This is a genomic window from Paenibacillus sp. AGC31 (assembly GCF_057334655.1).
Genome location: NZ_JBHFJH010000050.1, coordinates 22,472 through 34,569 on the forward strand (window position 1 = coordinate 22,472; position 12,098 = coordinate 34,569).

Below are 12,098 nucleotides of genomic sequence, written 5' to 3' on the forward strand. Positions count from 1 at the left end.
GGGGCGAAGATATGAATTTTCACCAATTGCATATTTTTTATACGGTAGCAGAGAAGGGGAGTTTCTCGGCTGCTGCACAAGCATTACATATGACTCAACCGGCAGTAACGATGCAGATTCAATCATTGGAAGACTATTTTGGCACCAAGTTACTGCATCGTTCCACCAAAAAAATAGAATTATCCGAGGCGGGCCGGACGTTATTACCTCATGCGAAACGGAGTGTAGAGCTGGTCAGACAGACGGACGAAGCGATGTCGGCGTTTACCCAGATGTTACAGGGCCGACTCCAGTTGGGAGCCAGTTTAACGATCGGGGAATATGTGCTTCCACGCATGCTCGGACCATTTGCACTTCAATATCCGGATATTTCCATCGTCATGAAAGTGATGAATACAACGCAAATTATGGATGATATATTGAAGCACCAGCTTAATTTTGGTCTGATTGAAGCGCCAGTGAACCACCCGGACATGATTGTAGAGCCTGTCATGCAGGACGAGCTGAAACTGATTGTACCTGCCGGGCATGATTTGGCTAAGCGCAGCAAAGTAAATATTGAGGATGTAATGAATTATCCTTTTGTGTTGCGTGAGAAGGGCTCGGGTACTCGTCAGGTGATGGAAGACCAATTGCAAAAGAAAAAGATTGATCCACAGGATATGAATGTGGTGATGGAACTTGGCAGTACAGGAGCGGTAAAATCGGCCGTGGAGGCAGGGGTAGGCATTACGATGTTATCTCCTTCTTCGGTGCAGCATGAACTGGCTCTGGGACTTGTTCATATTGTGGATATCCGCGGACTAGAATTCAAAAGGCAGTTCTATGCCATCCATCTAAAATCGTCCTTGTTGCCCCTGTCAGCAGTCGCTTTCCTGAATTATCTGCGCCAGCAGGAGCAGCCTAAGTCGGTACACAAGACAGGGAAGGCATAATAGCCGGAAACTCAATGATAGATGAGATTTAATCCAAATGACTTACACAAAGGAGCTGTTGTACATGGATCAACGCCAAGGACGCTGTGATCTTCATACGCATAGTCAGGCTTCAGATGGAATGCAGCCACCTGCTGATAATGTGAAGCTTGCCAAACAAAAAGGGCTATCTGCGGTTGCCCTAACAGACCATGATACAGTAGCCGGTGTAGCGGAAGCGCAACAAGCGGGAAAAGAGTACGATATTGATGTTGTTGCCGGAGTGGAGATTAGCACTCGGGCTGGTGGGAAAGATATTCATGTGCTCGGGTATTATGTGAATACAGAGGATGAGCAGTTCCTGCAACGGTTGCGCGGATTACGAGAAGCGCGAGATGAGCGGAATCATCTGATTATCGCAAAGCTCCAAGAACTCGGGCTTGATATAAGCTGGCAGGAGGTACTGGATGAGCTGGGACGCTCGTTAGAGCCGGATGAGAGTATTGGCAGACCTCATATGGCCGATGTGCTGGTGAAGAAGGGATATGCGGTCGACATGCGGGATGCATTTGATCAGTATCTTGCTGAAGGCAAGCCAGGTTTTGTATCTGTACCCCGCGTTGCACCAGAGGATGCGTGCAAGTGGATCAGAGCCGCAGGTGGAGCCGCTGTAATTGCCCATCCGGGTCTATATAATGATGATGAATTGGTGCGACGTATCATCGAAGACTCTCGTCCAGATGGCATTGAGGTGTTTCATTCGGACCATGGCCCGGAAGAGGAACGCAGGTATGGTGAGCTGGCCAAGGAATACGAACTCATTGAAACAGGTGGATCTGATTATCATGGTAAACGGCAAGGTGTTGTTTTCCACGGGGATCTTGGTAGCAAGACCGTAACGGTTGATGTGTTGGAAAGGCTGAAGGCAGCTGCTTCACAGCAAAAGGGAGAGTAAGCGAGACGTTGCAACGCTTTATCTGACTATAATAAATTCTGTATTACTGGATACATTTAAGATCGAAGGAGTAAAGGACATGCAAGCATGATAGGGCTGAACCTACATGTATTCATGTCCTTTTTTTGTTAAAAAAAGTCTACGTGATCGAATAGTTTACCCAATCGCCACGTGTAGCCCCGAGACGTTCGAATAATTGCTGTGCTCGCCCATTGGTCACTGCTGTGATCCAAGACATATATGCACATCCATGATCACGCGTATATTGCTGACAGTGTGCAAATAATTTGGCTTCTGCTTCGCCTTCTCTGAATGTTTCCGTAACGAATAGGTCATTCATAATGGCAACACGCTCTGCTTTCATCGTGCTGTAGGTAAAGAACAGGGTGGAAAATCCGATAAGCTTCCCGTCTTCTTCTGCCACGAATTGCGCACCGATCTGCTGATTAAGCAGGTTGTTGATCAAAAGCTGGATGGATTGATCACCAGGCCAGGGGTTGTTGTAGAATCCCACTACATAGTCATGCATTAATGCCATCAGGGGTTTCAGATCATCAGGTTGAGTTTCTCGAATATGTATGGTCATGATACACTTCCTTTAACGACAAATTTTATTCATCAATTGAATTATTATACATATAAATGAATTAACATTCAAAAAGAAAGCTAAATAAGCTGAGCTTCACATATCATTCAAACAAGTACTGCAACCGCAAAAATCCCCTGAACCGTTAATGGTCAGGGGATTCTGTCTTTGTTACTTTTACATCTATATAAGTTGAACTAATCATTTACACGATAACGGAGGATTACAGCGATTGGAAGGTTGTTCTGTCATCGTAGTGTCAGTGTAAATAATCTTTAGTTCAACTTATATATACTATCCATTTTTAATGGTGGATGGCAGACTCTTGATCAATTCATCATTTGGCGTGACAAACAAGGTCTTCTGGTGATCATAGATGACAAAACCCGGCTTCGCACCACTTGGTTTGCGTACATGACGGATAAACGTGTAATCCACAGGCACACTGCTTGATTCCTTGGCTTGGCTGAAATACGCAGCAAGCTGTGCCGCTTCTTCCAATGTAGCTTCACCAAAGTCAGTACTGCGAATGACCACATGTGAACCTGGAATGTCTTTGGTATGCAGCCAAGTGTCGTTGGAAGAAGCGAGACGGTTGGTCACATACTCATTTTGCAGGTTGTTTTTGCCCACAAGAATATCAATCCCCTCGGAGGAGGTGAATTGGTGTACGGTCGGACGGTCGCTTTTCTTCTTCTTTTTACCCTTCTTGTTACGGTCACGAAGGTATCCCTGTTGCACAAGCTCATCGCGTATTTCCTCAATATCGTTCATCGATGCAATGGACAGCTGCTGCAACAGGTTATCGAGATAGTCAATCTCGTCTTTGGTTTTGCCAAGCTGCTCATGAATGACAGCCAGACTGTTCTTGTATTTGTTATAACGCTTGAAATAACGTTGTGCGTTGTCAGACGGTGTAAGCAGCGGATCAAGTTGAATGGTAATGTTGGCTTGGTCTTCATCATAGAAGTTCACAAGCTCCACGCTCTTGTCCCCTTTGTGGACCTGATGCAGGGAGGCGAACAGCAACTCACCCCATAGTCTGAACTTGTCCGCATCGTCGGCTTCGAGCAGATCCTTGTTCAGGTTATCCAGCTTTTTGATGTTCTTGCTTCGCTCATTCTGTAGAAAACGGAGCAGATCACTTACTCTCTGTTTAACCGTGTCCCGTTCAGCCTTGTCTCCGTAATAATCTTCCATGCACTTGCTCATCGTGTCATAGGTTTTCTCCAAGTCCTGAATGCTCTGAAGATGAACGGCCGAGAAAATCATTTTGCCTTTGGCGTTCATTCCGGTTACAGGCGTGTAGACATGATCTCTGACAGGTCCCATCACGGCTTCAAAAGCGTCCCAGAGTGCACCAGACTCAACTCGGCTCTCACCCTCAACCACATCTGGAGTGCTCACGATGCCTTCAGCAGCAATCCCACGAGCAGCAATCTCTCCCGCAATTAACGGGCTAAGACCGCTAAAGGAATTCACAAGCCAGCGTGATGCCTCTTCCTCAGCCGCATGATAGCTGTCCTCGAATGCTGTACGACTCACTTCGAGCGGATTACTTTTATGTTGCTCGGGTGGGGCGGTATACGCGAATCCGGGCATGATTACCCGGTAGCTGCTGATGGAAGGAGTCACATGATGAATGCCATCCAGAATCGTTTCTGTAACGGGATCAAGCAAAATAATGTTACTGTGACGCCCCATCAATTCAATGATGATCCGTTTAACCGAAACATCTCCCAGTTCGTCGCGCTGGCGCACATTGATGTGGATAATACGCTCCATGCCAATCTGACGGATCTCCTCAATGATTGCACCTTCACAGTGCTTACGGAGCAACATGCAGAACATGGGTGCTTCCGTAGGGTTAAGGAATGTCTTTTCCGTATAATGCACACGGGGATATGTCGGGCTTGCCGAAACAAGCAATTTACTATTTCCGCGCTGAGCACGCAGGGTGAGAACTACGTCATGGCCATTCGGCTGATGGATCTTGCTGATACGTCCACCAATGCAGCCTTGCAGTTCATGAACAATGGCCCGTGTTACAATGCCGTCCAATGCCATTTTTTCCACTTCCTCTCTCTATCGAGCATCTGCATTTATCATGCCAAATGCTTCATCTATATAACTGAAACCGTGCAACCAGGTATGTAAAAAAACAAGGACTGGCTACAGATTCTTCGTTGCTTGCCTGTTGAACGCTTGAATTGGTACTGCGCAGAACATCGCAGACTTTTATTTTAGCCTATTCTGTCCATCAGGGAAAGGATTCACCTTCCGGGTGCTAATCACAGACCTGTCCGAATACATATAGAGCAGGTAGTTTGTCCGGCATAGTGTACAGCCTGTCGACCAGCGCGCCGGTGAGTCATGTGAGCTTATTTTGCAGATGAAATACAGACTGGGAGGGAAACTTGAAGCATGGAACATACCAAGTGGCATCAACTTAGTGATGAAGAGCTTCGTAACACTCTTGGCGTCAGCCCGCAGGAAGGATTGACGGATGAAGCTGTAGCAGAGAAGAGGAAAGTGGTCGGTTCGAATGAACTGAGCGAGGGGAAACGCATTTCTCCAATTACATTGCTCTTGAATCAGTTCAAGGATTTTATGGTGCTGGTGTTGATGGGAGCAACGTTGGTATCCGGATTACTGGGTGAGTATCTGGATGCAGTAACGATTGTGGCTATTATCGTACTGAATGCAATTCTGGGGTTTGTACAGGAATTCAGGGCTGAACGATCTCTTCGTGCATTGAAACAGTTGTCTGCACCTCTTGCCAAAGTGCTTCGTTCAGGCCAGGAAGTACACCTTGCCGCCAAACAGCTTGTCCCGGGGGATATTGTCATGGTGGAGAGTGGGGATCGTATACCCGCCGATGTGCGCTGGCTGCAAACGAACAGTCTGGATGTCGAGGAGTCGGCACTTACCGGGGAATCTGTTCCTGTAAGCAAACATTGCTTGCCGATTGCGGACGAGGACGTTCCGCTGGGTGATCAGAAGAATATTGGTTTTATGGGTACCATGGTCACTCGTGGCACAGCCAAAGGTGTGGTCATTCGTACAGGGATGGAGACGGAGATGGGCAAAATCGCCGATCTGATCCAAAATACGGAGGAGCAAGAAACACCTTTGCAGCACAGGCTGGAGCAATTGGGCAAAATTCTGATTTTTGTTGCATTGGGATTAACCATAATGGTTGTCGTCGCAGGGATATTGCACGGACAACCAGCCGTTGGCATGTTTCTGGCTGGGGTCAGCCTCGCGGTGGCTGCCATACCGGAGGGTCTGCCGGCCATTGTAACCATTGCACTCGCACTAGGCGTACAGCGTATGATCAAACGTAAGGCCATTGTACGCAAACTGCCTTCCGTCGAAACTCTGGGCTGTGCATCTGTAATCTGTTCGGATAAGACAGGTACGCTCACCCAGAACAAGATGACAGTAACGGATGTGTGGCTGGAGGGACGTAACATCAAGGTTACCGGGGATGGTTACACACCTGAAGGACAGATGCTGGAGAACGGTCGCATGGTGGAACTGAAGAGTGACCAGTCCCTGCGCAGAATGCTTCAGATTAGTGCGCTTTGCAACAATGCGAGTATTGTGGAAAGTGTTGCAAGCGAGGTGGGGAGCAAGAAAAAGGGCAAGGATAACAAAAAGGACAGCAAGAAAAACACGAAAAAGGGTGATCTTCAAGAAGAAACCGTTCAACGAGATAATGTACTCTGGGAGCTGAAAGGTGATCCGACGGAAGGGGCACTCGTCACACTGGCCTCCAAAATGGGGCTTACTCCTGCCGGACTCAAAGAGTTGTATGCCCGCCAGCAGGAATTCCCGTTTGATTCGGAGCGAAAACGCATGTCGGTCCTGGTTCATCATCAGGGAGGCCGAATGATCTACACTAAAGGTGCACCGGATGTGTTGATCGGACACTGCAGTTATATTTTGTGGGAAGGAAAGGTCGTGCCTTTCACTGGAACACTGCGACAGAAAGTCATGGCAGCCAACGAGAGCATGGCTGGAGCGGCACTGCGTGTCCTCGGAATGGCCTATCGTGAAGTACGGCCGGAAGAAAAAGTGGCTGACGAACACGCTGCCGAAAGTCAACTTGTCTTCGTAGGACTTGCAGGTATGATTGATCCACCGCGTCGTGAAGTGAGAGATGCGATTGCCACATGCCGCAAAGCGGGTATTCGTACCGTCATGATCACAGGTGATCATGGAACAACGGCAGAAGCCATTGCTCATCAACTCGGGATTCTTCCACGTGGAGGTGCCTCGTTAAGTGGTCAGCAGCTGGCAGGCATGACAGACGAGCAACTGGATAAACAGGTAGAGGGCATATATGTGTTCTCAAGGGTAAGTCCTGAACACAAGCTTCGCATCGTAAAATCGTTGCAGCGCAAAGGGCATGTCGTCGCGATGACGGGTGATGGAGTCAATGATGCTCCAGCCATTAAAGCAGCAGACATCGGGATCGCGATGGGTATTACGGGTACAGATGTCACGAAGGAAGCTTCGGCGCTCATTCTGAGTGATGATAACTTCTCAACCATTGTGGCTGCCATTGAAGAAGGCCGTAATATTTATGAGAACATTCGCAAGTTTATCCGTTATTTGCTGGCATCGAACGTGGGCGAAATATTGACAATGTTCTTTGCAATGATGATGGGCCTGCCGCTACCACTCGTACCTATTCAGATTCTGTGGGTTAACCTCGTAACAGATGGTTTGCCTGCAATGGCGCTCGGGGTAGACCAGCCGGAGAAAGATTTGATGGAACACAAACCCCGTGGAGCCAAGGAAAACATTTTTGCCCGCAGACTGGGTTGGAAAATCGTCAGCAGGGGTGTGTTGATTGGATTATGCACACTCGGAGCGTTCTGGCTTACCTTACAGGCTGCACCGGATAATCCGGGTCAACTCATCAAGGCACAGTCTGTAGCTTTTGCTACACTCGTTTTGGCGCAACTTATCCATGTTTTTGATTGCCGTAGTTCACGGTCCATCTTCCACCGCAATCCACTACAGAACAAATATCTGGTTCTTGCCGTTATTTCATCGGTTGTACTGATGTTAATTGTCATGTACGTTGAGCCGCTGCAGCCGATCTTCAAAACCGTACCTTTGGGATTGCGTGAATGGGCGATCTGTATCGTTGCTGCGGGCATTCCAACGTTCCTTATGGGCGCAGGCAGCGTGTGGGGTGGTCGTCGTAACCGCCGCCGTATGGGTGGTTCTGGCCGCTTCGTACCGAAAAGTACAAAGTTTTCGGCATAAAATCAATACCTTTTCCTGACCTATTTCGTTATGCTATCCTCAAAATGATTCAAAGCGGAAGCTTTGGCATTTTTGCAGGATAGCTTTTTTTGTGTAAATGTTGAATATGAATTTCTATGGTAATCCTGTAGAAGAGCAAGAATATAGCTTTGGCAGCAGACTGCCAAAAGGAGTGGGCAAGATTATGGAATTTACGAAAATGCATGGACTTGGTAACGATTTTATCGTTGTATTTGGTGAAAAGGAGCTTCCGGCAGATGCAGCAGAATTGGCTGTGAAATGGTGCAACCGTTTCTTTGGCATCGGTGCGGACGGCCTGGTTTATATACTGCCTTCGGAGAAGGCGGACTTTCAGATGCGTATCATGAATTCGGACGGTTCGGAAGCAGAGCAGTGCGGTAATGCCATTCGCTGTGTATCCAAATATGTATACGATCACGGTCACGTGAACCAGGAGCAGATCACCATTGAAACGATTGGTGCAGGGGTACAACCTGTGAGTCTCAACATTCGTGATGGTAAAGTGGAAACGGTACGTGTCGACATGGGTGAGCCGATCCTGAACGGTCTTCAAGTGCCTACAACGGTGGATGCCAACCCAGTGGTTGATCACTACATTGAAGCAAATGGACATGCGTTCAAATTCACTGCCGTATCCATGGGTAACCCGCATGCGGTTATCTATGTCGATGACGCTGTGAATTTTGACCTCACAACTTGGGGCCCACTTCTTGAAGTACATCCGATGTTCCCGAAAAAAATCAATGTGGAATTCGCCACAGTCCGTGACCGTGGATATGTGGACATGCGTGTATGGGAACGCGGAGCGGGTCCAACACTTGCTTGTGGAACCGGAGCTTGTGCGACACTGGTATCCTCTGTCCTGAATGGACATACAGATCGTACAGCCGTCATCAGCCTCAAGGGTGGGGATCTCCACATTGAGTGGAATGAAGCTGACAATCATGTGTACATGACTGGACCTGCTGAAGTTGTTTTTAAGGGAATCACTTCATAAAAAGTGGAAGGTTTAACCAAAGAGGCCTGCGGGCCTCTTTTTTTGTCAAAAAGGAAAGGACGTGTCTCCTGTACAGAGACATATTGGGGGCTGTATGGCAAGAAAGTCCATATGAGCTGGATACTCATCAAAAACCTGTGTTTTTCTTCGTTTTTTAGCGTTTTTTGTGTTACATTAGTATGAAAATGATCACAGCTAGGCGGGGGGAAAAGGGATGAAGGCGGATTTGCGCAAAGTTATGCAGGAACGGGTTCTCGTTGGAGATGGGGCCATGGGAACATTTCTGTACCAAATGGGGTTCCCGGTAGGGATTTCATATGAAGAATTAAACTTGATTTCACCTGAAGTGGTGGCGGATGTACATCGCCGTTATCGGGATGCAGGTACAGATATATTTGAAACAAATACGTATTCTGCCAATTACGATAAGTTGTCCAAGTTCGGTCTGGAGTCCAAGGTGGAGGACGTGAACCGTGCCGGCGTTCGCATTGCCAAAGAGGTAGCTGGGGATACCGGTTATGTGCTTGGTGCAGTTGGTTCCATTCGAGGTGGCAAGCGGACAAACGTGTCAACGAGTGAACTGAAACGCTTTTATCAACAACAGATCTCTGCACTGCTTGATGAAGGCGTGGATGGCATTTTGCTTGAAACCTTCTATGATATCGAGGAGATGGATATTGCCCTTTTGCAAGCGCGCAAGCTGAGTGATCTGCCGGTGATTGGACAGTTCGCGGTAGAGGATGTAGGGCATACACTGGACGGATATACAATGCCTGAAGCCTTCCGGATCATGCGGGAGCAGGGTGCGGACGTCATTGGTTTTAACTGTCGCTCAGGTCCAAACGGGATTATGCGTGCCATGGAAACCGTCTCCGGACGTATTGGTATTCCAATGTCCGTCTACCCGAACGCGGGTGCAGCAGATTATGTAGATGGTCAGTTCCGTTATGGTGCGACTCCGGAGTACTTTGGTCAGACGGCAGTGCAATTTGCTGAACTGGGCGCTCGTATTATCGGCGGTTGCTGTGGTACGACACCTGATCATATTACCGCTATGAAGGAGGCGCTTGCTGACTATGTGCCTTCGCCTATTTTGGAGCCTGATCCGTCAGAATCCAAACCGCGTATTGTATTGCATGAACATGTGGATGAGCGTTCCGGACGTGGCGGACAGCCTACGATCGTTGATCTGGTCAAGCAGCGTCACACCGTTATTGTTGAACTTGACCCGCCGCGTGACTTGGACATTGCCAAGTTCATGAAAGGTGCCGAGACATTAAAAGCAGCAGGAGCCGATGCCCTGACACTGGCCGATAATTCACTCGCAGTTACACGGATGAGCAACATGGCGCTGGGTCACCTCGTTCAGGATCGCACGGGCCTTCGTCCACTTGTGCACATTGCCTGCCGTGACCGGAATCTGATTGGAACACAGTCCCACATGATGGGTTTTGATGCTCTGGGCATTAATCATGTATTAGCTGTAACAGGAGATCCTGCAAGATTTGGTGATCTGCCGGGTTCAAGCTCGGTATACGATCTGACTTCTTTTGAAATCATACGCATGATCAAACAGTTGAACGATGGAGTGGCTTTCTCAGGTAAACCGCTGAAGCAAAAAGCGGGTTTTGTCATCGGAGCAGCATTTAATCCCAATGTGAAATATTTGGAGAAAGCTGTACAACGTCTGGAGAAGAAAATTGCCTCTGGCGCAGATTACATCATGACACAACCGATCTATGATCCTGAGTTGATTGTAGCAATGCACGAAGCGACCAAACATCTGGATGTGCCCATTTTTGTAGGTGTGATGCCGCTGGCGAGTGGACGGAATGCAGAGTATCTGCACAACGAGGTTCCCGGAATTCAGCTTTCGGATGAAGTGCGTTCCCGTATGGCCGGACTGGAAGGCGAAGAAGGCCGTGCGATGGGGGTGAAAATTGCCAAGGAATTGCTGGACGTAGCAACAGCGCATTTCAAAGGCATCTATCTTATGACACCGTTTATGTTCTATGGCATGACGGCCGAACTGACTCAATACGTATGGGAGAAGTCGGAGCATCAATGTCCTACTTGTTTCAACCCTAATAATCAATTACAATAGTAAAACGGATGTGATGCCGATGTCATTCAGTATGACCGGATACGGTCAATCCGCCTTTCATTTTGGCGGCTATAAGGTACAATTAGAGATCAAATCTGTTAATCATCGTTATTGCGAAGTGATGATGCGTCTGCCAAGAGAGTGGACGTATTATGAAGACGGTTTGAGGAAGATCGTACAGAGTCGTTTGAAACGCGGGCGGATTGATGTTTATGTAATGAAAGAAAAAGAGGAAGACCAGGCTCTTCCCGCTGTTCTGAATGAACAGACGGTCAGGGCCTATCTGCAGGCTGCAGAGCAACTGGAGACCCAATATGGATTGCAGGGCAAACCAAGTATTGTGGATATGCTTGGGCTGCCGGACGTCATGGTTCATTCGGATGGGACAAGTTCCATTCCCGAAGAGCAGAAGGACGAATGGGAGCGAGTTCTGCAGGAAGGATTGAAAGAGGCTCTGTCCAGCCTTGAACAGATGCGCGCTCGCGAGGGTCTTCATCTGGCCAGTGATCTGGAACGGCGGATTACCCGTCTGGAGTCACTGCATACCGAAATGCTTGATCTTGCACCGACTGTGGTAAGTGATTATCGCAACAAGCTAAGACAAAGGCTTACGGAAATGCAGGAAGAAGGCTCTTTCCCTTTTGATGAGCATAAATTGGGTATGGAAATTGCAATGTTTGCCGATCGTTCTAACATAGAAGAGGAGCTTACGCGTCTACAGAGTCACTTTGGACAGAGCAGGGAACTGCTGAAGAGTGATGAGCCCGTAGGTCGTAAGTTGGACTTTCTAATTCAAGAGATGAATCGGGAAGTCAATACGATTGGATCAAAAGCCAACCATTTGGCTCTGGTGAATCGTGTTGTCGAGATGAAGGCGGAGCTGGAGAAGATTCGTGAGCAAGCTGCGAATATCGAATGAACGGCCACATTTCGGCAAAAGAGTCGCATGTATAGGGGGAAGAACCTGATTATGGCAATCAAACTCATTAACATTGGATTCGGTAACATCGTATCGGCGAACCGGATTATATCCATCGTGAGTCCGGAATCGGCGCCGATCAAGAGAATTATACAAGAGGCAAGAGATCGTCACATGCTGATTGATGCAACGTACGGAAGACGTACTCGTGCCGTAATTATTACGGATAGCGATCATGTCATTTTGTCTGCAGTTCAGCCTGAGACGGTCGCCCATCGTCTTTCTTCGAAAGATGATGATAACGACGAATAAAATGGAG

9 protein-coding genes are annotated in these 12,098 nt (G+C 48.0%); 7 read left to right on the forward strand and 2 right to left on the reverse strand.

What is annotated here, in order from left to right:
- The first annotated feature begins 11 nt into the window (after positions 1-11).
- Positions 12-935, forward strand: coding sequence for a selenium metabolism-associated LysR family transcriptional regulator (locus ACE04G_RS30075; RefSeq protein ID WP_221825328.1), 924 nt, complete (start codon positions 12-14; stop codon positions 933-935).
- Positions 936-999: 64 nt separating this feature from the next.
- The gene (locus ACE04G_RS30080) at positions 1,000-1,869 is read left to right on the forward strand and encodes a PHP domain-containing protein (protein ID WP_339304956.1); all 870 of its coding nucleotides are present in this window, start codon (positions 1,000-1,002) and stop codon (positions 1,867-1,869) included.
- A gap of 139 nt (positions 1,870-2,008) precedes the next feature.
- On the opposite strand, the gene ACE04G_RS30085 is transcribed toward ACE04G_RS30080, so the two are convergent.
- A complete protein-coding gene (locus ACE04G_RS30085; RefSeq protein ID WP_449005363.1) occupies positions 2,009-2,455 on the reverse strand; it encodes a GNAT family N-acetyltransferase in 447 nt (148 codons plus the stop codon).
- Positions 2,456-2,749: 294 nt separating this feature from the next.
- A complete protein-coding gene (locus ACE04G_RS30090; protein ID WP_449005364.1) occupies positions 2,750-4,522 on the reverse strand; it encodes an Rqc2 family fibronectin-binding protein in 1,773 nt (590 codons plus the stop codon).
- Positions 4,523-4,879: 357 nt separating this feature from the next.
- Between ACE04G_RS30090 and ACE04G_RS30095 the strand changes: the two genes are divergently transcribed.
- From ACE04G_RS30095 to remA, 5 genes are all read left to right on the forward strand, one after another.
- Positions 4,880-7,738, forward strand: a complete 2,859-nt coding sequence (locus ACE04G_RS30095) for a calcium-translocating P-type ATPase, SERCA-type (RefSeq protein WP_221825321.1) — start codon at positions 4,880-4,882, stop codon at positions 7,736-7,738.
- Positions 7,739-7,922: 184 nt separating this feature from the next.
- Positions 7,923-8,756, forward strand: coding sequence for a diaminopimelate epimerase (gene dapF, locus ACE04G_RS30100; protein ID WP_036614947.1), 834 nt, complete (start codon positions 7,923-7,925; stop codon positions 8,754-8,756).
- A 214-nt stretch (positions 8,757-8,970) separates the two neighbouring features.
- Positions 8,971-10,860: a bifunctional homocysteine S-methyltransferase/methylenetetrahydrofolate reductase gene (locus ACE04G_RS30105; protein WP_221825319.1), complete on the forward strand. Its 1,890-nt coding sequence runs from the start codon at positions 8,971-8,973 to the stop codon at positions 10,858-10,860.
- 19 nt (positions 10,861-10,879) lie between these two features.
- Positions 10,880-11,779, forward strand: coding sequence for a YicC/YloC family endoribonuclease (locus ACE04G_RS30110; protein WP_036614623.1), 900 nt, complete (start codon positions 10,880-10,882; stop codon positions 11,777-11,779).
- A gap of 51 nt (positions 11,780-11,830) precedes the next feature.
- Entirely contained in the window at positions 11,831-12,091 is a 261-nt protein-coding gene (gene remA / locus ACE04G_RS30115) for an extracellular matrix/biofilm regulator RemA (protein WP_006209218.1), read from the forward strand.
- Positions 12,092-12,098 lie beyond the last annotated feature (7 nt).